The sequence below is a fragment of the Nonomuraea ferruginea genome, assembly GCF_039540635.1.
GTDB classification, from domain to species: domain Bacteria; phylum Actinomycetota; class Actinomycetes; order Streptosporangiales; family Streptosporangiaceae; genus Nonomuraea; species Nonomuraea ferruginea.
Genome location: NZ_BAABFD010000017.1, coordinates 13,932 through 36,621, shown reverse-complemented (window position 1 = coordinate 36,621; position 22,690 = coordinate 13,932). Strand labels below are relative to the sequence as shown.

Here is a 22,690-nt window from a genome sequence, read left to right as displayed (position 1 = left end):
GGCGACCCGAACGACCACCCCGAACCGGACCGCCCCTGGTGGGCCGAAGGCGCCCCGGATGACCCCGCGGACGAGCGTCCTCAGGGGGCCGCCGGCGATGACGGCGGCCGGACGGAGGAGCCCGGCGAGGGTGAGGAACCTCTCGCTCCTAAGCCTCCCGTCGTGCCCGAACCCGACCGGCCCTACCGCCCCGAACCGGGTCCCATAGAACCGGAACCCTCGCCCGGTCCGGGTCCCGTGGAACCTGAACCCTCGCCCGGTCCGGGTCCCGTGGAACCTGAACCCTCGCCCGGTCCGGGTCCCGTTCCTGGGGAACCCTCTCCGGGGCCGGCGCCCGGGGGAGGGCCTGGGGAGCCGCGGCATCCGGACCTGCCCGAATCACCGGAGACGCCGCCACCCGCCCAGGTGCCCGACGAGAGTGACGCCGAGCGGACGGCGGTGTTCGAGGTCCCGCCCAGGGACGACGACAAGGGCCGCGCCTATCCCACCCCTGGCGGCACTCCGCCGTACCCCGGGTGGGAGGGCACCTCCGAGGACCAGCCCACCACCCCCGGTGCCCGGCCCCCGTCCCGCTACGAGGAGCCCGAGGACCGCACCCCGTCCCGCTTCGAGGAGCCCTCCACGGGTGAGCCCCTGCCGTTCGCGGAACCTTCGTACGAGAGCGGTCCCGACGTCCCCCGTCCCGGCCGGCCGGAGGGGGACGAGCCTCACGGCGCGCGTCCGGGTCGTCCGGAAGGCGAGTCCTACGGCGCGCACCGTCAGCAGCCCGGCAGCGGTCCGCAGGCCTACGGCGCGCACCGTGTCCCGCCGCCCGATGACACTCCCAGGTACGGCGAGGACTGGCCCGAGGGCGAAGCCGGTGCAACTCCCGGCCAGCGCCCCGCCACCGGCGAGGGGCCGGGCCCACGCGGGGCCGAGCAACCGCCGTACTGGGCGCACGGCGAAGGCCGCGGGGCCTTCGCCGACAGCGGAAAGCATCCCGAGAGCGGAGAACCCACCGGCGGCCGTCCGCCCTCCGAGGGCCGGCCCACCGCCCCCGGAGCCACCCCACCACACGAAGGAACTGCAGAAGGAGCCCCCGAGCCGCACGGCGGACCGGAGCGCGGAGCGCCGCCTCACGGGGGGCCGGAGGGCGCGGAGTCGCCGTACGGCAGACCGGAGGGGGCGGAGTCGCCTCACGGCGGGCCGGAGCGCGGAGGCTCGCCGTACGGCAGACCGGAGGGGGCGGAGTCGCCTCAGGGCGGGCCAGAGGGCACGGAGCCGCCGTACGGCAGACCGGAGGGGGCGGAGTCGCCGTACGGGAGGCCGGAGGGTGCGGAGTCGCCGTACGGGAGGCCGGAGGGTGCGGAGTCGCCCTACGGGAGGCCGGAGGGTGGGGCGTCGCCTTATGGAGGGCCGGCGTCGCCGTACGGGGGGCCGTCGCCGTACGGGGGAGCCGGGGGTGGGCCGTACGGGGAGCAGGGGCCGGTGCCGGGGACGTCGCCGTCGAGTCCGTACGGGGGGCCGCCGGGTGGGGGACCCGGGTACGGCGAGTGGCAGGCCGCGCAGCCCGGGAGCGGGCTGGCGACCGCGTCGCTGGTGCTCGGGGTGGCGAGCCCGTTCCTGGTGTTCGTGTGCTTCATCGGCCTGCTCACGGCGATCCTGTCGATCGTGTTCGGCATCATGGCGCTGGTCCGGCGGGTGGGCAAGGGCAGGGCGATCACCGGGATCGCCTTCAGTGTGCTGGCGTTGCTGGTGTTCGGCGCGGTGTCCCTCTGGTTCTGGGACATCGTGCAGGATTGCGGCCGGTTGCCCCAGGGCCTCGCGGACCGGTGCTTCGAGGAGCGGATCCCGTGGATGCGGGGCCCGCGCTAGACCGGCAGGTGGGCTGACAGGTCGGCGCGGGCGCCGCTGGCCGAGACGGTGCCGGCGGCCACCGCTTCCGCCCAGGTGAGGCGGCCGGTGGCCAGCTCGATCCAGGTGCGCGGGTCGGTCTCGACGACGTTGGGCGGGGTGCCGCGGGTGTGGCGGGGGCCGGCGATCGCCTGGACGGCAGCGTACGGGGGGACGCGGACCTCGACGGTGCGGCCGGGCGCGGCGGTGACGAGCCGGTCGAGCAGGTGACGCACGACCAGACGGGCCGCTGAGCGCTCGGGCTGGAGGCCGCGGTCGTAGGCGGCGAGCACGGCGGCGACGAGCGCCCCCGTGAGGGCGTCGGCGGGCCCGTCGTAGGGCGGCCGGTCGAGCGCGACGAGCTGGTCGTCGAGGGCGGATCTCAGCTTCTCGGGGTCGATTCTGCGTGGTGGCACCGCCCCATTGTCCTCTGACGGGCGACGGTAAAGCGTTCATCGAGGCGGTGGCGTTCGTTCATCCCGGGTTGGTGCGGTGACCGTAACGTCCCGGCGGGAGAACCGCGCAACCTTGGAGGACCCTGTGGCGAACCTGTCGCCGCGCCGGCTGCTGCCGCTGCTTTCCACCCCGCACAAGGGTGGCCGATCCGCGATGACCTGTCAGTTCCGATGCGGCAACCAGTGCGCGCACGACGTGGCCAACACCAGCGGCAACCCGTACTTCGGCGAGGTGGCCGAGCAGGCGCTGTCCCGCCGGGGCGTGCTGCGCGCCGGTGCGCTGGGCGCGCTGGTGGCCGGCGCCGGCGTGACGATGGGGGCGGCCCCGGCGATGGCCGACCCGGGCAGGTCCGGCCCCCCGCGTGGCAAGGGCGGGCTCGGCTTCGAGCCGGTGGCGCCCAACAAGGCTGACGCGCTGACCGTGCCCAAGGGGTACAGGTCGTCGGCGGTGGTGCGCTGGGGTGACCCGGTGCTGCCGGGCGCGCCCGCGTTCGACTTCGACAACCAGACGGCCGAGGCGCAGGCCATGCAGTTCGGCTACAACTGTGACTACGTGACGCTCTTCGAGATGAACCGCAACCGCGGGCTGCTGTGGGTGAACCACGAGTACACCGACGAGAACCTGATGTTCCGCGGTTACACCGGCGGGACGGCGGCCACCGAGGAGCAGATCAAGATCGCGATGGCGGCCCACGGCGGCTCGGTGGTCGAGGTGGAGCGGGTCCGCAACACGGGCGAGTGGAAGCTCGTCACCAACGGGCGCCGCCGCTACAACCGGCGGATCACGGTGTCGACGCCGATGCGGTTCTCCGGTCCGGCCGCCGGCAGCGACCTGCTGAAGACGGCCGCCGACCCCAAGGGCGTCAAGCCGGTCGGCATGCTCAACAACTGCGCCGGCGGCACCACCCCGTGGGGCACGGTGCTGACCGCCGAGGAGAACTTCAACCAGTACTTCGTCAACGGTGACAAGGTCCCCGAGGCGCAGAAGCCGTACATCACCCGCTACAGCATCCCGTCGGGCACCGCGGGCCGCCGGTTCGACCGCATCGAGGAGCGGTTCGACCTGGAGAAGCACCCGAACGAGGTCAACCGGTTCGGCTGGATCGTGGAGATCGACCCGTTCGACCCGGACTCGACCCCGATCAAGCGGACCGCGCTGGGCCGCTTCGCGCACGAGGCCGCGACGACGACGATCTCCCGTGACGGCCGCCTGGTCGCCTACATGGGCGACGACTCGCGCTTCGAGTACGTCTACAAGTTCGTCTCCAAGGGCCGCTACATCAAGGGCCACGACCGGCACAACCGCACCCTGCTGGACGAGGGCACGCTGTACGTCGCCAGGTTCACCGGCGACAGCCCGAAGGAGGAGCTCGACGGCTCGGGCAGGCTGCCGTCGGACGGCGCCTTCGACGGCTCGGGCGAGTGGATCCCGCTGGTGAGCGGCGACAGGTCGTTCGTCGAGGGCATGACCGCCGCGGAGGTGCTGGTCTACACCCGCGCCGCCGCCGACAAGGTGTCGGCCACCAAGATGGACCGCCCCGAGGACATGGAGCGCAACCCCGTCACCGGCGGCGTCTACATCGCGCTGACCAACAACTCCAACCGCACCCCGGCCCAGGTGGACGAGGCCAACCCGCGCGCCGCCAACAAGCACGGCCACGTGGTGGAGCTGATCGAGCAGCGCGACGACGCGGCGGCCAAGAAGTTCTCCTGGTCGGTCCCGCTGGTCTGCGGCGACCCGAACGACCCCTCGACCTACTTCGCCGGGTTCGACAAGACCAAGGTGTCGCCGATCTCCTGCCCGGACAACCTGGCCTTCGACCCCGACGGCAACCTGTGGATCTCCACTGACGGCAACGCCCTCGGCACCAACGACGGCCTGTTCGTGATGCCGGTCAAGGGCAAGGAGCGCGGTTACGTACGCCAGTTCCTCACCGTGCCGGTCGCCGCGGAGACCTGCGGTCCGCTGATCAGCGACGACCAGCTCAGCGTGTGGGTCGCGGTGCAGCACCCCGGCGAGGCGGACGGCGCGACGCCCGACCGGCCCGCCAGCCGCTGGCCCGACGGCGAGGGCAGCCAGCCGCGGCCGTCGGTGGCCGTGGTCTGGCACGAGCGCGGCAAGAAGATCGGCGCTTGACCTAAAGAGAGGTTCAGGTTTTAGCCTCCATGCCATGAGCATGGAAGTGACTGCCTGGCATCAGCTGTATTCACTGAACAACGAACCGGAGCGTCGCCAGATCTCGAAGGCGACGCTCCGCCGCGTGTGGGGGTTCGCCCGGCCGCACCGCCGGAAACTGACGCTGTTCCTGGGCCTGAGCGTGGTGATGGCGGCGCTGGCGGTGGCCCCGCCGGTGCTGGCCGGCCGGGTGCTCGACGCGATCGGCGCGGGCGAGCCGGTGGGCGTGGTGATCGGGCTGGCGGGCCTGATCGCCGGTCTGGCCCTGGCCGAGGCGGGGCTGGGGCTGGTGGCCCGCTGGCTGTCGGCCGGCCTCGGCGAGGGCCTGATCCTGGACCTGCGCACGGCGGTCTTCGACCACGTGCAGCGCATGCCCGTCGCGTTCTTCACCAGGACGCGTACGGGCGCGCTGGTGAGCAGGCTGAACAACGACGTGATCGGGGCGCAGCGGGCGTTCACCGACACGCTCTCGGGCGTCGTGGGCAACGTGGTGACGCTGGTGCTGGCGATCACCGTCATGATCTCGCTGTCGTGGCAGATCACGCTGCTGGCGCTGCTGCTGCTCCCGGTGTTCGTGCTGCCGGCCCGCCGGATGGGCACCAGGATCGCCCGGCTGCGGCGGGAGGCCGCCGACCACAACGCGGCCATGGGGTCCCAGATGACCGAGCGCTTCTCGGCGCCGGGGGCGACGCTGGTGAAGCTGTTCGGCCGGCCTGTCAGGGAGTCGGCCGAGTTCGCGGCGCGGGCCGGGCGGGTGCGCGACATCGGGGTGCGCACGGCCATGACCCAGTCGGCGTTCATCACCGCGCTGACGCTGGTCTCGTCGTTGGCCCTGGCGCTGGTCTACGGGCTGGGCGGCTTCTACGCGCTGGCCGGACGGCTGGACGCGGGCTCGGTGGTGGCGCTGGCACTGCTGATCACCCGGCTCTACTCGCCGCTGACCGCCCTGGCCAGCGCCCGGGTGGACGTGATGAGCGCGCTGGTCAGCTTCGAGCGCGTCTTCGAGGTGCTCGACCTGGAGCCGCTGATCAAGGAGAAGCCGGACGCGCGGGCCGTGCCCGAGGGGCCGGTGTCGATCGAGTTCGACGACGTGCGCTTCGCGTACCCGTCGGCCGACAAGGTGTCGCTCGCCTCGCTGGAGGAGGTGGCCGCGCTCGACACCCGCGGCGGCGTCGAGGTGCTGCACGGCGTCTCCTTCACCGCCGCGCCCGGCCAGACGGTCGCCCTGGTGGGCTCGTCGGGCGCGGGAAAGTCGACGATCGCCCAGCTCATCCCGCGGCTGTACGACGTGGACGCGGGCGCGGTGCGGATCGGCGGCGTGGACGTGCGCGACCTGGCCGCCGACTCCATCAGGGGGACGCTCGGCATGGTCACCCAGGACGGTCATCTGTTCCACGACACGATCAGGAACAACCTGCTGTTCGTCCGGCCGGACGCCGCCGAGGAGGAGCTGTGGGACGCGCTGCGCCGGGCCAGGCTCGGCGACCTGATCGAGTCCCTGCCCGACCGGCTGGACACGGTCGTGGGCGAGCGCGGCTACCGGCTGTCGGGAGGCGAGCGCCAGCGGCTGACGATCGCCCGGCTGCTGCTGGCCGGGTCGCGGGTGGTCATCCTGGACGAGGCCACGGCCGCGCTCGACTCCACCAACGAGGCGGCCGTGCAGGAGGCCCTGGCCGAGGCGCTCGACGGGCGCACCGCGGTGGTGATCGCGCACCGGCTGTCCACGATCCGCGCCGCCGACGTCATCCTGGTCATCGAGGACGGTCGGGTGGCCGAGCGTGGCACGCACGCCGAGCTGCTCGCCGCCGGCGGCCGTTACGAGGAGCTGTACCGCACCCAGTTCGCCGAGCCCGTCGTCGCCGTGTGAGCCCGCGGCTCAGCGGCGGGGGGAGCGGGCCAGGGCGGCCAGGGCGGCGCCGGCCAGGGCGACCGCGAACAGCACCGCGTACGTCCGCTGGAAGCCGGCCATGAGCTGGTCGAGCGCCACCGGTGAGAGCCGTGACAGCGTCCCCGCGTACACCTGGGCCCGGACCTCGGGGCCGACGGCGCTGCCGAGCACGCTCAGCGACAGCCCGACGCTGAGCACCACGCCGACGTTCATCACCATGAGCCGGAACCCGTTCACCACGCCCAGGCTCCCGCTCGGCAGCGCGCCCATCACCTGGGTGGTGTTGCCGGTCAGGAAGGTCCCGCTGCCGCAGCCGGCCACGAACAGCCCGAGCCCGATCACCCAGTACGGGGTGCCGGGGTCGGTCGCCAGCAGGAGCGCGCCGAGCCCGGCGGAGCTCATCAGGGCCCCGCCGATGCTCAGCGCGTACGGCGACACCCTGCGCCCGAGCGCGCCCACGATCGGCGAGGCCAGCCCCATGCCCACCGGCACAGGCAGCACGCTCAGCCCGGCCTCGAAGGGGCCGAGTCCTCGGGCCGCCTGGAAGTAGAGCGCCACCACGAGGATCAGCGAGGCCCTGGCGACCGCGTTGCAGAAGGAGGCCAGGTTCGCGCAAGCCAGCATCCGCCCGCCGAACAGGCGCAGGTCGAGCACCGGGTGGGCGGCCCGCCGCTCCACGATCACGATCAGCGGCACCAGCAACGCGAACACGCCGGCCCCGGCCAGCACCACCGGGCTGGTCAGCCCGCCCGACCCGGCCTCCGACAGGGCCAGCAGCACCGCCGACAGGGCCGAGAACACGAGCGCGTTGCCCAGCGCGTCCACCGGGCGCCGGGGCCCGCGCGGCATCTTGCGCAGCGTGACCGCTCCCCAGACGACCGCGGCCAGCCCGGCGGGCACGTTGACCCAGAAGATCCACTGCCAGCCCGCGGTGGACGCGATCAGCCCGCCCAGCGTGGGCCCGGCGAGCTGGGCGACCGACAGGGTGCCCATGTAGACGCCCATGCCCTGGCTCAGCCGGTCGGGCGGGAAGGCCTCGGTGATGATGACGGTGCCGTTGGCCAGGATCATGGCCGCGCCCACGGCCTGCAGCACCCGCATGGCGACCAGGAACCACACGTCCGGCGAGAACCCGGCCAGCAGCGAGGCCAGGGTGAACAGGGCGAACCCGGCCAGATAGACCTCCCGCCGGCCGAGCAGGTCGGCGACCCGGCCGAAGAACATCAGGCTCGCGGTGTTCGTCAGGAGGAAGGCCAGCAGGATCCACCCCGACTGGAACGGGGTGGCGTGGAAGTGGCGCACGACGGTGGGGAGCGCCACGTTGAGCGTGCTGCCGGCCATGCCGATGAGGATCAGCCCCAGACTGGTGACCGAGCACACACGCCACGCGTAACGTAACCGGGCCTGATCGGGGGAGACGGCGACCATGCCTTCCACTATGACGTACGACGTACGTCCGCGGTCAGCTGGGTGAGGGGTATTCTAGAATTCTGTTCACCGAGCGCGTTTGCGCAGTCCCTCCAGGTCGTGGATGACCACCCGGCGCCGCCCGGTCTCGATCAGCCCGCGGTCGCGTAACGTGCGCAGCGCCTTGCTGACCGCCTCCCTGGACGCGCCCGTCCACCCGGCGAGCTCGTCCTGCGACAGCGGCAGCGCCACCCGCACCCCGCTGTTGGTCTTCTCGCCGTAGCGCTCGGCCAGCTCGATCAGCCGGGTGGCCACCCGGCCCGTGGTGTCGAACGCGCCGTACTCGATGCGCTTGCGGTCGGAGTCGCGCAGCCGGTCGGTGACCATCCGCATGAGCAGCACCGCGATCCGCCCGTGCTCCTGGAGGAAGCCGGGGAAGTCGCGGACGACGATGCCGGAGATGGGCTCCAGCGCCGTCACCGTGGCCGAGCGGGGCGAGCCGTCGATGCTCGACATGTCCCCGAGCAGCCCGCCCGCCCCGCGCACGGCCAGCACCACCTCGGTGCCGCCGCTGGTGTGGGAGGACACCTTGACCCGGCCCTCGGTCAGCACGAGCACCCAGTCGGAGGTGTCGCCTTCCGACATGACCGTCGCCCCGCGGTCCCACCTGCGCGGCCGTCCGGCCGCGCGCAGGGCCTCGATCTCGTCGTCGGTGAGCATGGAGAGGAACTCGCCCGGCTCTGCCTTCATGCGCCCGATTATGTCCGTACGACGAGCGTCGTAGCTATCGCATTGACGTGAGAACGTACGCCTCGACGAGTTCCTGCTTGCCCTTCAGGCTCAGCTTGCCCAGCGGCCGCACGGTCACGCCGTCGCCGAGACCCTTGAGCGTGGCCGAGCCGATCACCACCGTGCCGGGCTCGGCCAGCGACTCCAGCCGGGAGGCGACGTTCACGCAGTCGCCCATCGCGTTGAAGCCGCGCAGTTCCGGGCTGCCGATGTTGCCCACCAGCGCCGGCCCGGTGTTGACCCCCACCCGGAACGTCGGCCACGGCTCCTGGCCGGTCCGCCGCCACGCCATCTCCTCGGCCACCTCGGCGGCGGCCCGCTGCATCGCCAGCGCGGCCGCGCAGGCGGCCCTGGCGTGCCCTTCCTGCGTGGCCGGGGCGTTGAACAGGGCCAGCATCGCGTCGCCGACGAACTGCACGATCGTGCCGCCGTTGGAGAGGACGCACGGCACCGCGGCCGTGTGGTAGCGGTTGAGCATCTCCACGATCTCGCCCGGCGCGACCCGTTCGGAGAACGAGGTGAACCCCTTCAGGTCGGCGAAGAGCGCGGTGACCTCCTTGACCTGGCCGCCCAGCTCGGCCTGGGCCGGGTCGGCGAGCAGCGCGTTCGCCACGTCGGGCGACATGTACTGCCGGAAGAGCGTGTGCAGCTCGCTGTAGAGGCGGGCGTTCTCCAGCGAGATGGACAGCTGCCCGGCCAGGGTGGCGGCCAGCGCCTCGTCCTGCTCGGTGCGGCCGATCGGCACCTCCAGCACACCGGCCAGCCGGTTCTTGACGGTCAGCGGGAAGGCGATGCGGCCGTCCCCCCTGACGGGGACGTCGCCGGGGAACTCGTACGAGCGCGACCCGATCTGCGCCTGACCGTCGGACACCAGCCCGATCCGCACGTCACCGTACGCCTGCCTGACCCGGTCCAGCGCCGCGGCCAGCAACGCCTGCTCCGGCAGGCCGACGCGGGTCTGGGCGCTCACGTCGACGAGCGCGCCCAGCCGCTCGGACAGCTCGCGTTCGTCGGCCAGCGCCCGGCCCGCCCGGTCGAGCACCGCCGCCTGGCCCTCGCTCAGCCGGAACTTGCCCGACAGCCGGGAGGCGGCCAGTGGCTCGCCCCGCCGCACGTGCTCGACCAGCTCCTCCAGCGCGCGGTCGTAGTCGCGCTGGATGCGCCGCACGGTCGCCGAGAGCGCCACCGAGTCGAACAGCCCCGCGCTCGACCCCTCCCGCCTGAACTGCAGGTAGGCGCTGTAGGCGACGAACCCGAAGGCGAACGTCAGCAGGACGTGCCACTCCCACCAGGTCAGGTGCCAGTTGAGCTGCGGCATCCCGGCGATCATGCACTCGGCCAGCAGCGCGTACGCCGTGATCAGGCTGATCAGCATGGCCGACGGCCGCCGCCGGTGGAGTACGAACATCATCACGGCGGCCGCCGCGTAGAGCGCCAGCCCCGGCACCGACAGCCACACCACCCAGACCACCGGGTCCGTGAGCGGCGGCCGGCTGAGCGGGGTCACGTCCGGGACCAGCGAGGCCAGCCCCCACAGCGCCATGAACCCGAAGAGCACGCCGCGGATCACGTGCTGCGCCCTGAACACCTGGCCGGCCGCCCGCTCGCCCAGCGGCAGCGCCGAGGCGAACGCGAACCCGGAGGCGATCGTCAGCCCGACCGTCTGCCCCAGGTCGAAGCCGAGCGACCCGGTGGGCAGGATCACCTTCGGGGTGGCCAGCCCGTGCAGGAAGAAGAAGCCCGCGCTGCTGATGAACACCATGGAGACCAGGAACAGGCGGGCGTCCTGCCGCTTGCGCGAGGCCTCGCTGATGAGCGTGCCGAGCCCGACGTTCAGCCCGGCGACGATCACGATCATCCAGAAATGGCTGGGGTTGTGCTGCCACTCGACGTTCAGGTGCGGCTGCGCGAGCAGCAGCCAGAACCCGAGCAGCGGCAGCGAGAGGTGGATCACCCAGACGACCCCGCGCACCGGCTGGGTGGCGGGAGGAAGGTAAGGCGCGGGCGTCGGCACGCCCTGATTATCCCCGCGGGACCGGGCCTGCCAATGCGTCTTTTTACGCGCATCAACCTTCATGACAGGTCAAGTAACGTCAGAACATATTGTCACGCACTGTTTCGTAATCGACACGTTATGTGAGAGCTGTCATCCATTGGAACGGTTGACGCGTGAGAACCATGAGCAACATCCGTATCTGAGAGGGACCATTCGATGAAGATTCTGCGCGTGGCCGCGGTGGGCGCGCTGGCCGCCTCACTTCTCACCGTGGGGGGCGCCGCCACCGCCTCTTCCGCCACCACCACCGCCGCGGCCGCGGCCGCGGCCGGCGAGGTCACGGCCTGCGTGCACAAGAAGTCGCGGTACGTCCGGATCATCAACGCGTCCGGCAAGTGCAAGCCGGCCGAGATCCGGATGAAGATCGGCGGTGGCGAGACGGTGACCCAGACCGCGGTCACGTCCGGTCCCAAGGGCGACACCGGGGCGCAGGGCCCCAAGGGTGACACCGGCGCCCAGGGCCCGCGCGGCATGCGCGGCCCCCAGGGCAAGCAGGGCGCCCAGGGCCCGAAGGGCGACGCCGGGCCGCAGGGCCCGAAGGGTGAGAAGGGCGACAAGGGCCCCAAGGGTGACACCGGCCCGGCCGGTCCCAAGGGCGACAGCGGCCCGGCGGGGCCGAAGGGTGAGAAGGGCGACAAGGGCCCCAAGGGTGACACCGGGCCGGCGGGTCCCCAGGGCAAGCAGGGCGTCCCGGGCCCGAAGGGCGAGAAGGGCGAGCCGGGCAGGGACGGTAAGGACGGCGGCGGCAGCTTCACGACCTACACCAAGACCCAGCAGTTCTCCCGCAGCGGCGCCAGCGCCAACTGCAACCAGGGTGACCTGGCGACCGGCGGCGGCTTCGCCGTCAGCTCGGGCACGCAGGTCATCGCCAGCGCCCCCACCGGCTCCGGCACCTGGACCGTCACGATCCAGGGCCATGGCCAGACGAGCGGCACCGTCTACGTGGTGTGCCTGAAGAAGAGCTCCTGACACACCGAAAGGGCCGGTACGGGGCGCGTACCGGCCCTTTCTCGCGTCCGGTCTCAGCCGAAGAGCGCCGGCAGCGTGGCCGCGTGCGTCTCCCGCAGCTCCTCGACCGGCACCTCCAGCACGCCCTCGACCACCAGCGACGTCCCGCCCGTGACGCCCAGCCCGTAGCACGGCACGTCGTGCTCGGCACAGAGCTTGGCCAGGTCGTCGAACGCCTCCGGCCGCACCGCTACCAGAGCCCTGGCCGCCGACTCGCTGAACAGCTCGGTGAACGGGTCGCCGGTGAGCGTCACCCGGGCGCCCACGCCGCGCGCCATGCAGGACTCCGCCAGCGCGATGGCCAGGCCGCCGTCGGACAGGTCGTGCGACCCCTCCAGCAGGCCCCGCGCGGCCGCCGTCACCAGCACCCGGCCCAGCCCCTGCTCGGCCTCCAGGTCCGCCTCGGGCGGCAGGCCGCCCAGGTGGCCGTGCTCGACGTGCGCCCACTCCGAGCCGCCGAACTCGGCCCGCGTCTCGCCCAGCAGCGCCACCCGCAGCCCTTCGCCGGTGAACCCGGTCGGCACCCGCCTGGCCACGTCGTTGATCACGCCGAGCACGCCGACCACCGGGGTCGGGTTGATCGCCGTCGACCCGGTCTGGTTGTAGAAGGACACGTTGCCGCCGGTCACCGGCACGCCCAGGATCCGGCAGGCGTCGGCCAGGCCGCGCACCGCCTCGGCGAACTGCCACATCACCTCGGGGTCCTCCGGCGAGCCGAAGTTGAGGCAGTTGGTGACGGCCAGCGGCCTGGCGCCGGTGACGGCCACGTTGCGGTACGCCTCGGCCAGCGCGAGCTGCGCCCCCGCGTACGGGTCGAGCTTGGCGTAACGGCCGTTGCCGTCGGTCGACAGCGCGATGCCGCGGGTGGTCGGCTCGGCCCCCTCGATGTCCTCCGCCACACGCAGCATCCCCGCGTCCGCGGGCTGGGCGAGGACCGTGTTGGAGCGTACGTACCGGTCGTACTGGCCGGTCACCCACTCCTTCGACGCCAGGTTGGGCGAGCCGAGCAGCCGCAGCAGCGTCGCGCGCAGGTCGGACGGGCGCTCCAGCCGGTCGGGGGTGTCGGCGTTCAGCGCCGCCTGCCCCGACGGCTCGTGGTAGGGGCGCTCGTAGACCGGGCCGTCGTCGGCCGCGGTGCCCGGCGGGATGTCGACGATGACCTCGCCGTTCCAGGTCATCACGAGCCGGCCGGTGTCGGTCACCTCGCCGATCACGGTGGCGGGGACGTCCCACTTCTCGCAGATCGCCATGAACGCCGGGATGTCGGAGGGCCGGACGACGGCCATCATCCGCTCCTGCGACTCGCTCATCAGGATCTCCTCCGGGCGCAGGGAGGGATCGCGAAGCGGGACCAGGTTGAGGTCGACGTCCATGCCGCCGGTGCCCTTGGCGGCCAGCTCCGTGGTCGCGCAGGACACGCCGGCCGCGCCGAGGTCCTGGATGCCGACGACCACGTCGGCCGCGTACAGCTCCAGGCAGCACTCGATGAGCAGCTTCTCCATGAACGGGTCGCCCACCTGGACGGCGGGCCGCTTGGCCGCGGACTCGTCCTCGAACGTCGCGCTGGCCAGCACGCTCGCGCCGCCGATGCCGTCGGGGCCCGTCGAGGCGCCGAAGAGCACCACCTTGTTGCCCGGCCCCGGCGCGGTCGCCAGCTTGATCTGGTCCTTGCGCAGCAGGCCCACACAGAGCGCGTTGACCAGCGGGTTGCCGATGTAGCACGGGTCGAAGACGACCTCGCCGCCGATGTTGGGCAGGCCGAGGCAGTTGCCGTAGTGGCTGATGCCCTCCACCACGCCGGGCAGCACCCGGCGGGTGTCGGCCTGGTCGGCGCCGCCGAACCGCAGGGAGTCCATCACCGCGATCGGCCGCGCGCCCATCGACATGATGTCGCGGACGATCCCGCCGACGCCGGTGGCCGCACCCTGGTGCGGCTCGACGTACGAGGGATGGTTGTGCGACTCGATCTTGAACGTGGCGGCCCAGCCGTCGCCGATGTCGACCACGCCCGCGTTCTCGCCCATGCCCACCAGCAGGGCGTCGGAATGCGGAGCCTTGGTGGCGAACTGCTTGAGATGCACCTTCGACGACTTGTACGAGCAGTGCTCGGACCACATGACGCTGTAGATGGCCAGCTCGGAGCCGGTCGGGCGGCGGCCCAGGATCTCGCGGACCCGGTCGTACTCGTCCTGCTTCATGCCCAGCTCGGCGAAGGGCATCGGCTCGTCGGGGGTGACCTCCGCACGCTTGACGGAGTCGGTGCTCATGCGTCCACCAGCTTCTTGAGAATGGAGGTGAAGAAGCCGAGGCCGTCGGTGCCCGGCGCGCCGACCAGATCCTCGACCGCGTGCTCGGGATGCGGCATCAGGCCGACGACGTTGCCCGCCTCGTTGCGCACCCCGGCGATGTCGTTGAGCGAGCCGTTGGGGTTGCCGCCCACGTAACGGACCACGACCCGCCCGGTGGCCTCCAGCTCGGCCAGCGTCTCCGGGTCGGCCACGTAACGGCCCTCGCCGTGCTTGACCGGCAGCGTGATCTCCTGACCGGCCGCGTACGCGTTCGTCCACGCCGTGTCGGCCGTCTCGATCCGCACCCGCTGGTCGCGGCAGACATAGTGGAGCGAGGCGTTACGCGTCAGCGCGCCGGGCAGCAGATGGGCCTCGCACAGGATCTGGAACCCGTTGCAGGTGCCCAGCACCGGCAGCCCCGCCCGCGCGGCGGACACGATCTCCTCCATCAGCGGCGCGAACCGGGAGATGGCCCCGCACCGGAGATAGTCGCCATAGGAGAACCCGCCCGGCAGGAAGACCGCGTCGACCCCCTTGAGATCCCGGTCGGCGTGCCACAGCGGCACCGGCTCCCCGCCCACGAGGCGCACGGCCTTGGCGGCATCCTGGTCGTCGAGTGTGCCTGGAAACGTCACTACGCCCACGCGGGCAGCGCTCATGACTGTCGTCCCCTCCGAGGAGTTGCGCAGCCGCCATCTCCGTGGCAGGCGGCGGTCACTTCAGGTTATCGGGTGCGCCCCGATGCTCCTCATCAACCTCCGCCCTTCGTACGCCCACCCAAGGCCCTCGCTCCGCTCGGACGCCCTTCCAGAGGGCTACCGCCCGACGCCCCACAAGCGGCCATAGGCATCAGGAGATCCGGGACCCGGCGTCGAACGCGCGAGCGGACGAAAACAGCAGTTGATCATGGACGTTTCTGACATGAAGCGGGGGACAATCCTGATATTGCTCTGCGGACGTTTCCCGCCCAACGCGTGCAGAGCCAGGTCAGGCGGGGCTCCTCGGTGGACGTGGACTCGCCCGTACATCGCGATCTGAAGGACGTCATTCGGCGACGCCCGGCCAGTCCCGGTCGTCGATCCCTGACCGCAAGAGGCGAGCGCTCAGGAAACCGGGGGTTGAACGGAGCTTTCTGCTGCTGCGGGTTAGCGGGTCTGGCGGGGGGCAGCCGAAGGGGGAGGCGTCCATCGAAGGAGGGGCATCATGGTCGTCAAGCCCGCTGAGGACGAGCACCCCAAGCAGTTCACCCTGCCCATGGTCGGCACGATCACCGTGCCGGAGGGCCCGCACCTCGCCTTCTACGTGGTCCTCGTCTCCATGGGGGCGCTGGGAGTCGTGGAATGGCCCGTCGTGGCCATCGTCGGCGTGGGCCATCTGCTGGCCAGCCAGACCCGCTTCCCCAGGCTGCAGCAGGCCGGAGAAGCCGTCCAGTCAGCGTGAGCCGGGCGGGCGCTCAGCCCACGTGGCCCAGCGCCAGAGCCACTCCAGGGGTCCCTGGCGGTAGCGGCGCAGCCAGAGGGCGGAGAAGAGCCACTGGGCCGCCAGGACGGCTCCCGCGGTCAGGAACGCCACCTGAGAGGACTCGCCGATCGGCAGGCCGAGGAGGTGGGCGGCGGCCAGGACGAGGACCGTGGCGGTCAGGTAGTTGGTCAGGGCCATCTTGCCCAGCGGCGCGAAGACGACCCGCAGCACAGGTCGCAGCGGTGTTCTGAGCAGCACAAGCAGGGCGCACACGACCACGCCGGCGACCAGCAGATCGGCCAGGCCGGTCGCGAAGGACGGGCCCGCTTCGGGCCTCGTCCACAGTGCGGCGGCCGCCCCCGCCGCGAAGACCAGCCCCAGGAGGAGCGGCCACAGGGTGGACCGCTCGATGTGCTCGATCACCCCGTACCGGACCAGCGCCGAGCCCAGCAGGAACAGCCCGGCGATCAGCAGGGGCCCGCCCCCGGCGACCAGCGCCGCGGGGATGAACACGGCGGCGAGGCCCGCCACGGCCCACCGGGGCAGCCAGGAAGAAGGCAGCAGCACCAGCAGGCCGACGACGGCGTACTTGGTCAGGATCTCGCCCGGCCACAGCAGCATGTGCAGCAGGCCGATCGCGAGCAGCGCCGCGAGCCGGCGCAGGAGGACCAGCCACGGGCGGGCGGCGCGGTCGGCGGCGGAGTCCAGCAGCAGCGAGAACCCGATGCCGAACAGCAGGGAGAAGATCGGCAGCCCGAGCCAGGGGTCCCAGTCGCCCAGCGGCTGGGTCACGACGGCGGTGCCGCCGGTGGCCATCAGCTGGATGTTGGCGAGCAGGATCTCGCAGAGGGTGAACCCGCGGAGCACGTCGAGCGCGATGATGCGGGGCCGCCCGGACGCGGGCGCGGCGGGCGTGAGTGGGTGGCCGGGAAGGCGTTCTGGGGGGAGTTCTGCGCTTGGCATGGGGCCTCATCCTGCAAGGCCACCGAGAGGACGACACCGGCCGGAAGCAGGATTCACGGCGTTTTTGATCATACTTTCGGCCGGTTCGGCGCGAGACGCCGGGCGCTGTCAGTAGCTGTCGCGCCAGCGGTACCAGTGGCCCCGCAGGTGCTCGAAGGACGAGGCGACCGACGGGTTGGAGTCGTCCACGGGCGCCTGGTCAGGACTCCACACGTAGCCGTACGGGTCCACTCCGGGCCCGTGCTCGCCCACCTGGAAATAGACCCGGTCACCCTTCCGGAAGATGGCCTGGAACTCGGTCTCCCCGACCTTCCGCGGCCGGACCGCATCGTCAGGACCGGTCGTCCGGGCCACGCGCTCCATCGCGGTGAGGGATCGTACGACGTGTCGGTCGTCGCCGTGCCCGCAGGACGTCAGCGATAACAGCGCGACGCAGGCGAGCAGCTTTTTCACGCGGTGATGATAATCAGACCGCGGCGAGCTCGCGGGAGCGGGCGGGCTCTTCGTCCTCCCAGGCGAGCTGCTTGCGCAGGTGGACCGTCGTGCCCCGGCCCGGCGTGATGCCGAAGGAGATCTCGTCGACCACCGAGCGCATGATGAGCAGGCCGCGGCCGTTCTCGGTGTCGGGGGGCGGGAAGCGGAGCGGCATCGACGGCAGGCCGCCGCCGTTGTCGGCCACGCGCACGTCGCAGCGGCCGTAGCCGATCGACGCGGAGACCTCGTAGCGGTTGGCGGGGCCGCCGTGGCGCACCGCGTTGGAGCATGCCTCGGAGACAGCGAGCAGCATGTCGGCGATGCACGACTCACTCACGTGCAGCGAACGCATCGCATCGCCAAGCACTCGCCTGACCATCGGGATGCCGATCGCATCCCGTGGCAGTGCCAACGAGAACTCAATGTCCACCGGACTCCTCCGGGCTCCGGAATGTCACCTGGAGTAGGTTTCCCCGTGAAATCGGGGCTAACCGCAAAATCACGCGGTTGTTATTTACTGTTGGCATGCCCGTGGCATTGTGGTACGCCGGAATGCGGCTTTAGCCACGTCAGGCCCTATGTGAAATGTGCTGTCCTACTCTTCCACTCTGACCGTGAAGTCCTCGATCACGGTGTTGGCGAGAAGAGTCTCGGCCATCTTTCGGACGTCCGCAATGGCCGCCTCGTCGGCGGGGCCGTCGAGCTCCAGCTCGAACCGCTTGCCCTGGCGCACGGCCGACACACCGGAGAAGCCCAGCCGGGGCAGCGCTCGGGCGACCGCCTGGCCCTGCGGGTCGAGGATCTCGGGCTTCAGCATCACGTCAACGATCACGCGCGCCACTGCGTTCCTCCTGGGTACGGCGGGGTTGGCAAACCACAGCCTACCGGCGTGTGTTCGCCGCCAGAACGTGGGGAACGGGGAGGGCATGGGGCTTGCGCGAAGGACTGTGACGTCTGCCACCATGGCCTCAAGCGCGTACGAACCACCATCACACGGTCCGACGCACCCAAAGGCCGGTCAGAGGTGGAAAACCCATCGACACCGGTCCCGATTGCACAGGAGTGGCACGTGACCATCGACGCCTCTCGTGGTGCCGAAGCACCCCCGGAGCTCGTCCAGCTACTCACCCCCGAGGGCGAGCGGGTCCAGCACCCCGACTACGACATCGACCTGACACCGGAAGAGGTCAGGTCCCTCTACCGCGACCTCGTCCTCGTGAGGCGCGTCGACCTGGAGGCCGTCGCCCTGCAGCGCCAGGGCGAGCTCGGCATCTGGGCCTCGCTGCTCGGCCAGGAGGCCGCGCAGATCGGCTCCGGCCGGGCGCTGACCGACGCCGACATGGCCTTCCCCACCTACCGCGAGCACGGCGTGGCGTGGTGCCGCGACGTCGACCCGGTCAAGCTCCTGGGCCTGTTCCGCGGCGTCAACCACGGCGGGTGGAACCCGAAGGAGCACAACTTCCACCTCTACACGATCGTCATCGGCAGCCAGACGCTGCACGCCGTCGGCTACGCCATGGGCATCCAGCGAGACGACGCCGACGCCGCGACGATCGTCTACTTCGGCGACGGCGCCACCTCGCAGGGCGACGTGAACGAGTCGTTCATCTGGGCCAGCGTGTTCAACGCGCCGATCGTGTTCTTCTGCCAGAACAACCAGTGGGCCATCTCCGAGCCGCTGGAGAAGCAGACCCGCATCCCGCTCTACCGCAGGGCGTCCGGGTTCGGCTTCCCCGGCGTCCGGGTCGACGGCAACGACGTCTTCGCCTGCCTCGCCGTCACCCGCCAGGCGCTCAAGAACGCCCGCGAGGGCCAGGGGCCCATGCTCATCGAGGCGTTCACGTACCGGATGGGCGCCCACACCACCACCGACGACCCCACCCGCTACCGCGTGGCCAGCGAGCTGGAGGCGTGGAAGCTCAAGGACCCGATCGAGCGCGTCAAGGCCTACCTGTTCAAGAACGAGCTGGCCGACCAGGAGTTCCTCGACGCCGTCGAGGCGGAGGCCGACCAGCTCGGCGCCGACCTGCGCCGGCGCTGCCTGGCCCTGCCCGACCCCGAGCCGACGGCCATCTTCGAGCACGTGTACGCCGAGCCGCACGCCCTGATCGACGAGGAACGCGCCCAGTTCGCCGCCTACCTGGAGGGGTTCGAGCGATGACGGTGATGAGCCTGTCCAAGGCGCTCAACGAGGGCATGCGCAAGGCCATGGAGGACGACCCCAAGGTCCTCATCATGGGCGAGGACGTCGGCAAGCTCGGCGGCGTGTTCCGGGTGACCGACGGGTTGCAGAAGGACTTCGGCGAGGACCGCGTGATCGACACGCCGCTGGCCGAGTCCGGCATCATCGGCACCGCGATCGGGCTGGCGCTGCGCGGCTACCGGCCGGTGTGCGAGATCCAGTTCGACGGGTTCGTGTTCCCGGCCGCCGACCAGATCATCACCCAGCTGGCCAAGATGCCGATGCGCTCGCTCGGCGCGATCAAACTCCCGGTCGTCGTACGGATCCCGTGCGGGGGCGGCATCGGCGCCGTCGAGCACCACAGCGAGTCTCCCGAGGCGTACTTCACGCACACCGCCGGGCTGCGCGTGGTGGCCTGCTCCAACCCCGCCGACGCCTACTCGATGATCCAGCAGGCGATCCGCTCCGACGACCCGGTGATCTTCTTCGAGCCCAAGCGGCGCTACTGGGAGAAAGCCGACGTCGACACCGCCGACACCGGCTGGTGGACCCCCATGGACAAGGGCCTGGTGGTGCGCCCCGGCACCGACCTCACCCTGCTGACCCACGGGCCGATGGTCAAGACCTGCCTGGAGGCCGCCCAGGCCGCCGAGGAGGAGGGCCGCTCCCTTGAGGTGATCGACCTGCGCTCGCTCAACCCGCTCGACCAGCCGCTGGTGATGGATTCCGTACGGAAGACCGGGCGGGCGGTCGTGGTGCACGAGGCGCCGGTCAACAACGGGTTCGGCGCCGAGCTGGCCGCCAGGATCACCGAGCGGTGCTTCTACCACCTGGAGTCCCCGGTGCTGCGGGCCGGCGGCTTCTCCACCCCCTACCCGCCGTCCAAACTGGAGGAGCACTACCTTCCCGACCTGGACCGGGTGCTCGACGCCGTCGACCGCGCCTTCGCGTACTGACAGGGGGTTGTGCAGATGAGACGCGAGTTCAGGCTCCCCGACGTCGGCGAAGGGCTGACGGAGGCGGAGATCGTCCGCTGGCGCGTCCAGCCGGGCGACGAGGTCAAGGTCAACCAGATAGTCGTCGAGATCGAGACGGCCAAGTCCATCGTCGAGCTGCCCATCCCGTGGGACGGCGTGGTGGCGGCCCTGATGGCGGAGGAGGGCCAGACGGTGGACGTCGGCGTCCCCGTCATCGCGGTCGACACCCTGGAGGAAGCCGGCACCCAGGAGAGGCTGGCGGAGGACCTCGTCCCCAGCCCGCCCGAGGAGGGCGCGGTCGAACCCGGCGCCCACGGCGGCCCCGCGCCCAAGGAGGAGCGCCAGGCGGTCCTGGTCGGTTACGGCGTCAAGACCGGCACCACCCGACGCCGTCCCCGCAAGACGCCCACCCCCGCCACGATCCCGGCCCCTCCCGTGGCCAACCCCGCCAGGACCGCCACCCCGGGCGCGGGCGAAACCGCCGAGGCCGAGGAACCCGCGCCTGCGGCGCCGGGCCGGGTGGCCGTGCTGGCCAAGCCGCCCGTCCGGAAGCTGGCCAAGGACCTGGGGGTGGACCTCACCACCCTCACCGGCACCGGCCCCCAGGGGACCATCACCCGCGAGGACGTGCACGCGGCCGTCGCCCAGGTGACGCCCGCGGAGACCCCGGACGAGGAGCGCGTCCCCGTCAAGGGCGTGCGGAAGATGACCGCCCAGGCCATGGTCGGCAGCGCCTTCACCGCTCCGCACGTCACCGAGTTCCTCCAGGTCGACGTGACGGAGACGATGACCGCCGTCCGCCGCCTGCGCGCGATGCCCGACTTCGCCGAGGTCAGGGTCTCGCCGCTGCTCCTGGTGGCCAAAGCCGTCCTGGTCGCGGCCGCCCGCCACCCGATGATCAACTCGGTGTGGGACGAGGCGAGCCAGGAGATCGTGGTCAAGCGCTACGTGAACCTGGGCATCGCCGCCGCCACCCCGCGCGGCCTGCTGGTGCCGAACATCAAGAACGCCCACCGGCTCCCGCTCCCCGCCCTGGCCCGCGCGCTCAACGAGCTGGCGGAGACGGCGCGGGAGGGCCGCACCCAACCGGCGGAGATGGCCGGCGGCACGATCACGATCACCAACGTGGGCGTGTTCGGCGTCGACACCGGCACCCCGATCCTGAACCCGGGCGAGAGCGCCATCCTCGCCTTCGGCCAGGTGCGGGACATGCCGTGGGTGGTCGACGGCGAGCTGGCGGTGCGCAAGGTGACGACGCTGGCCCTCTCCTTCGACCACCGGGTCGTCGACGGCGAGCTGGGCTCCCTGTTCCTGCGCGACGTCGGCGCCATGCTGGAGGACCCCCTCCACATGCTGGCCTGGAGCTGACACCCGTCATCGGATCGCCTCCTCCCTCGCCGGTCTGAGCAGCGGCGGGTGGAGGAGGCGGGCGTCGCCGGCCCGGTAGAGCCTGGCCCGGGGGCCGCCGCGCGTGCCGCCGGTCTCGGTGGTCTCGCCGGTGCCCTCGACGAAGCCCGGCACCGAGAGGACCTTGCGGTGGAAGTTGCCCGCGTGCAGCCGCGTCCCCCACACGGTCTCGTAGATCAGCCGCAGCTCGGAGACAGTGAACGTGGCGCCCGCGAACGCCGTGGCCAGCGGCGTGTACTCCAGCTTGGCGCGGGCCCGCTCGACCCCGTCGGCCACGATCCGCGCGTGGTCGAACGCCAGCGGGGGCAGGTCGTCGACGGCGTGCCAGCCGGCCGTCGCCGCGTCGGCCCCGGCCCGGGGGTCGGGCAGGTCGGGGGCGAAGGCGAGGTACGACACGGACACGACCCGCATGCGGGGGTCGCGCGCCGGGTCGCCGTAGCTGCCGAGCTGCTCGATGTGGGCGGGCCGGGTGCCGAGCCCGCGCTCCTCGGCCAGCTCCCGCGTCGCCGCCTCCGCCAGGTCCTCGCCGGGCTCGAGGAACCCGCCCGGCAGCGCCCAGGATCCCGCGTACGGCTCGGCGTCGCGCTCGACGATGAGCACGTGCAGCCGCCGGTCGCGGATGGTCAGCGCCACCACGTCGACGGTCACCGCGACCGGCGCGTGCAGCCGGGAGGCGAGGGAGTCTTCCATGCACCATCGTCTTTCTCAGTACGAGTAAATCTCGCAGTGAGAATAATGAGGCGGTCGATCGTTGTCGATAGGGTTCGCCCATGATTCGTCACGTGGTGCTGTTCACCTGGTCACCGGAGGCAACCGAGGAGCAGAAGGCCGCGGTCGCGGCCGAGCTGCGCGAGCTCCCCGGCCAGATCCCCGAGATCCGCTCCTATCTGCTGGGCCCCGACGCCGGCATCAACCCCGGCAACCACGACTTCGCCGTCGTCGCCGACTTCGACAGCGAGGACGACTACCGCGCCTACCGCGACCACCCGCGCCACCAGGCGGTGATCGCGGAGCACATCAAGCCCATCCTGGCGACCCGGGCCGCCGTGCAGTTCGGCTGTTAGATCTCCGGCGGGTGGTTCTCCCGGTGCATCAGCCGGCCCTCCGAGGTCTGGCCGCGCCTGGGCGCCAGCACGATGCTCAGCACGACGCCGACCCCGCCCACGATCATGAAAATGAGACCGATGACGTCCATGTGGACGCTGTCGCCGAACACGTCGGGCTCGATCGCGAACCTCAGGATGGCGCCGAGCGTGAGGAAGAAGATGCTGACCCCGACACCCATCA

The 22,690-nt window shown here is 71.5% G+C and carries 21 protein-coding genes; 9 read left to right on the top strand and 12 right to left on the bottom strand.

Features of this window, described 5'->3' with window-relative positions; all coding sequences use genetic code 11:
- Positions 1–405 precede the first annotated feature (405 nt).
- Positions 406–1,854: a hypothetical protein gene (locus ABD999_RS29350; protein ID WP_271275685.1), complete on the top strand. Its 1,449-nt coding sequence runs from the start codon at positions 406–408 to the stop codon at positions 1,852–1,854.
- Here the strand turns inward: ABD999_RS29350 and ABD999_RS29345 are convergent.
- Positions 1,851–2,288, bottom strand: coding sequence for a sterol carrier family protein (locus ABD999_RS29345; protein WP_148035182.1), 438 nt, complete (start codon positions 2,286–2,288; stop codon positions 1,851–1,853). The two genes, ABD999_RS29350 and ABD999_RS29345, sit on opposite strands and share 4 nt — an antisense overlap.
- Before the next feature lie 124 nt (positions 2,289–2,412).
- Here ABD999_RS29345 and ABD999_RS29340 point away from each other — a divergent pair, with 124 nt between their 5' ends.
- A complete protein-coding gene (locus ABD999_RS29340; RefSeq protein WP_271275686.1) occupies positions 2,413–4,464 on the top strand; it encodes a PhoX family protein in 2,052 nt (683 codons plus the stop codon).
- A gap of 34 nt (positions 4,465–4,498) precedes the next feature.
- Positions 4,499–6,370, top strand: coding sequence for an ABC transporter ATP-binding protein (locus ABD999_RS29335; RefSeq protein ID WP_271275687.1), 1,872 nt, complete (start codon positions 4,499–4,501; stop codon positions 6,368–6,370).
- A gap of 9 nt (positions 6,371–6,379) precedes the next feature.
- Here ABD999_RS29335 and ABD999_RS29330 read toward each other — a convergent pair whose 3' ends face one another.
- From ABD999_RS29330 to ABD999_RS29320, 3 genes are all read right to left on the bottom strand, one after another.
- Positions 6,380–7,819 (bottom strand): MFS transporter, encoded by a 1,440-nt coding sequence (locus ABD999_RS29330; RefSeq protein WP_271275688.1) that lies wholly within the window; start codon positions 7,817–7,819, stop codon positions 6,380–6,382.
- Between the two features lie 66 nt (positions 7,820–7,885).
- A complete protein-coding gene (locus tag ABD999_RS29325; protein ID WP_148035179.1) occupies positions 7,886–8,548 on the bottom strand; it encodes a Crp/Fnr family transcriptional regulator in 663 nt (220 codons plus the stop codon).
- A 34-nt stretch (positions 8,549–8,582) separates the two neighbouring features.
- Positions 8,583–10,601 carry an adenylate/guanylate cyclase domain-containing protein gene (locus ABD999_RS29320; RefSeq protein WP_271275689.1) on the bottom strand — a complete coding sequence of 673 codons (2,019 nt, stop codon included), beginning with the start codon at positions 10,599–10,601 and terminating at the stop codon, positions 8,583–8,585.
- 198 nt (positions 10,602–10,799) lie between these two features.
- Between ABD999_RS29320 and ABD999_RS29315 the strand changes: the two genes are divergently transcribed.
- Positions 10,800–11,612 carry a collagen-like domain-containing protein gene (locus tag ABD999_RS29315; RefSeq protein WP_271275690.1) on the top strand — a complete coding sequence of 271 codons (813 nt, stop codon included), beginning with the start codon at positions 10,800–10,802 and terminating at the stop codon, positions 11,610–11,612.
- Positions 11,613–11,665: 53 nt separating this feature from the next.
- Here ABD999_RS29315 and purL read toward each other — a convergent pair whose 3' ends face one another.
- Entirely contained in the window at positions 11,666–13,918 is a 2,253-nt protein-coding gene (gene purL / locus ABD999_RS29310; RefSeq protein ID WP_219546696.1) for a phosphoribosylformylglycinamidine synthase subunit PurL, read from the bottom strand.
- A complete protein-coding gene (gene purQ, locus ABD999_RS29305; protein WP_271275691.1) occupies positions 13,915–14,598 on the bottom strand; it encodes a phosphoribosylformylglycinamidine synthase subunit PurQ in 684 nt (227 codons plus the stop codon). Before purQ ends, purL begins: the two co-directional genes overlap by 4 nt.
- 544 nt (positions 14,599–15,142) lie before the next feature.
- On the opposite strand from purQ, the gene ABD999_RS29300 reads away from it, so the two are divergent.
- On the top strand, positions 15,143–15,379 hold the full coding sequence (locus ABD999_RS29300; protein ID WP_271275692.1) for a hypothetical protein: 237 nt from the start codon (positions 15,143–15,145) through the stop codon (positions 15,377–15,379).
- Here the strand turns inward: ABD999_RS29300 and ABD999_RS29295 are convergent.
- The 4 genes from ABD999_RS29295 to purS form a co-directional block, all read right to left on the bottom strand.
- Complete coding sequence (locus tag ABD999_RS29295) at positions 15,371–16,363, bottom strand: DUF418 domain-containing protein (RefSeq protein ID WP_271275693.1); 993 nt, start codon at positions 16,361–16,363, stop codon at positions 15,371–15,373. The genes ABD999_RS29300 and ABD999_RS29295 overlap by 9 nt on opposite strands.
- 108 nt (positions 16,364–16,471) lie before the next feature.
- Entirely contained in the window at positions 16,472–16,816 is a 345-nt protein-coding gene (locus ABD999_RS29290) for a hypothetical protein (protein WP_271275694.1), read from the bottom strand.
- A 13-nt stretch (positions 16,817–16,829) separates the two neighbouring features.
- Positions 16,830–17,216, bottom strand: coding sequence for an ATP-binding protein (locus tag ABD999_RS29285; RefSeq protein WP_271275705.1), 387 nt, complete (start codon positions 17,214–17,216; stop codon positions 16,830–16,832).
- Positions 17,217–17,432: 216 nt separating this feature from the next.
- Positions 17,433–17,678 carry a phosphoribosylformylglycinamidine synthase subunit PurS gene (purS, locus tag ABD999_RS29280; protein ID WP_219546690.1) on the bottom strand — a complete coding sequence of 82 codons (246 nt, stop codon included), beginning with the start codon at positions 17,676–17,678 and terminating at the stop codon, positions 17,433–17,435.
- Positions 17,679–17,906: 228 nt separating this feature from the next.
- On the opposite strand from purS, the gene pdhA reads away from it, so the two are divergent.
- The 3 genes from pdhA to ABD999_RS29265 are packed head-to-tail and all read left to right on the top strand — an operon-like array spanning position 17,907 to position 21,364.
- Positions 17,907–18,998 (top strand): pyruvate dehydrogenase (acetyl-transferring) E1 component subunit alpha, encoded by a 1,092-nt coding sequence (pdhA, locus tag ABD999_RS29275; RefSeq protein ID WP_271275695.1) that lies wholly within the window; start codon positions 17,907–17,909, stop codon positions 18,996–18,998.
- A complete protein-coding gene (locus tag ABD999_RS29270) occupies positions 18,995–19,975 on the top strand; it encodes an alpha-ketoacid dehydrogenase subunit beta (RefSeq protein ID WP_148035168.1) in 981 nt (326 codons plus the stop codon). The genes pdhA and ABD999_RS29270 overlap by 4 nt, the downstream gene beginning before the upstream one ends.
- A 15-nt stretch (positions 19,976–19,990) precedes the next feature.
- Positions 19,991–21,364, top strand: coding sequence for a dihydrolipoamide acetyltransferase family protein (locus ABD999_RS29265; RefSeq protein ID WP_271275696.1), 1,374 nt, complete (start codon positions 19,991–19,993; stop codon positions 21,362–21,364).
- 6 nt (positions 21,365–21,370) lie between these two features.
- Here the strand turns inward: ABD999_RS29265 and ABD999_RS29260 are convergent, their stop codons facing one another.
- Positions 21,371–22,093, bottom strand: coding sequence for an NUDIX hydrolase (locus tag ABD999_RS29260; RefSeq protein WP_271275697.1), 723 nt, complete (start codon positions 22,091–22,093; stop codon positions 21,371–21,373).
- 80 nt (positions 22,094–22,173) lie between these two features.
- Between ABD999_RS29260 and ABD999_RS29255 the strand changes: the two genes are divergently transcribed.
- Complete coding sequence (locus ABD999_RS29255; protein WP_148035165.1) at positions 22,174–22,467, top strand: Dabb family protein; 294 nt, start codon at positions 22,174–22,176, stop codon at positions 22,465–22,467.
- Here ABD999_RS29255 and ABD999_RS29250 read toward each other — a convergent pair.
- Positions 22,464–22,688 (bottom strand): hypothetical protein, encoded by a 225-nt coding sequence (locus ABD999_RS29250; RefSeq protein ID WP_148035164.1) that lies wholly within the window; start codon positions 22,686–22,688, stop codon positions 22,464–22,466. The genes ABD999_RS29255 and ABD999_RS29250 overlap by 4 nt on opposite strands.
- Positions 22,689–22,690 lie beyond the last annotated feature (2 nt).

What these genes read in the sequence shown, in the direction of transcription:
- ABD999_RS29315 (WP_271275690.1), top strand. Translation starts at nt 10,800, where the DNA reads ATGAAGATTCTGCGCGTGGCCGCGGTGGGCGCGCTGGCCGCCTCACTT.
- ABD999_RS29270 (WP_148035168.1), top strand. Translation starts at nt 18,995, where the DNA reads ATGACGGTGATGAGCCTGTCCAAGGCGCTCAACGAGGGCATGCGCAAG.
- ABD999_RS29325 (WP_148035179.1), bottom strand. Translation starts at nt 8,548, where the DNA reads ATGAAGGCAGAGCCGGGCGAGTTCCTCTCCATGCTCACCGACGACGAG.
- ABD999_RS29265 (WP_271275696.1), top strand. Translation starts at nt 19,991, where the DNA reads ATGAGACGCGAGTTCAGGCTCCCCGACGTCGGCGAAGGGCTGACGGAG.
- ABD999_RS29330 (WP_271275688.1), bottom strand. Translation starts at nt 7,819, where the DNA reads ATGGTCGCCGTCTCCCCCGATCAGGCCCGGTTACGTTACGCGTGGCGT.
- ABD999_RS29300 (WP_271275692.1), top strand. Translation starts at nt 15,143, where the DNA reads ATGGTCGTCAAGCCCGCTGAGGACGAGCACCCCAAGCAGTTCACCCTG.
- purQ (WP_271275691.1), bottom strand. Translation starts at nt 14,598, where the DNA reads ATGAGCGCTGCCCGCGTGGGCGTAGTGACGTTTCCAGGCACACTCGAC.
- ABD999_RS29255 (WP_148035165.1), top strand. Translation starts at nt 22,174, where the DNA reads ATGATTCGTCACGTGGTGCTGTTCACCTGGTCACCGGAGGCAACCGAG.
- ABD999_RS29250 (WP_148035164.1), bottom strand. Translation starts at nt 22,688, where the DNA reads ATGGGTGTCGGGGTCAGCATCTTCTTCCTCACGCTCGGCGCCATCCTG.
- ABD999_RS29285 (WP_271275705.1), bottom strand. Translation starts at nt 17,216, where the DNA reads ATGGTCAGGCGAGTGCTTGGCGATGCGATGCGTTCGCTGCACGTGAGT.
- purL (WP_219546696.1), bottom strand. Translation starts at nt 13,918, where the DNA reads ATGAGCACCGACTCCGTCAAGCGTGCGGAGGTCACCCCCGACGAGCCG.
- ABD999_RS29295 (WP_271275693.1), bottom strand. Translation starts at nt 16,363, where the DNA reads ATGCCAAGCGCAGAACTCCCCCCAGAACGCCTTCCCGGCCACCCACTC.
- ABD999_RS29335 (WP_271275687.1), top strand. Translation starts at nt 4,499, where the DNA reads ATGAGCATGGAAGTGACTGCCTGGCATCAGCTGTATTCACTGAACAAC.
- ABD999_RS29260 (WP_271275697.1), bottom strand. Translation starts at nt 22,093, where the DNA reads ATGGAAGACTCCCTCGCCTCCCGGCTGCACGCGCCGGTCGCGGTGACC.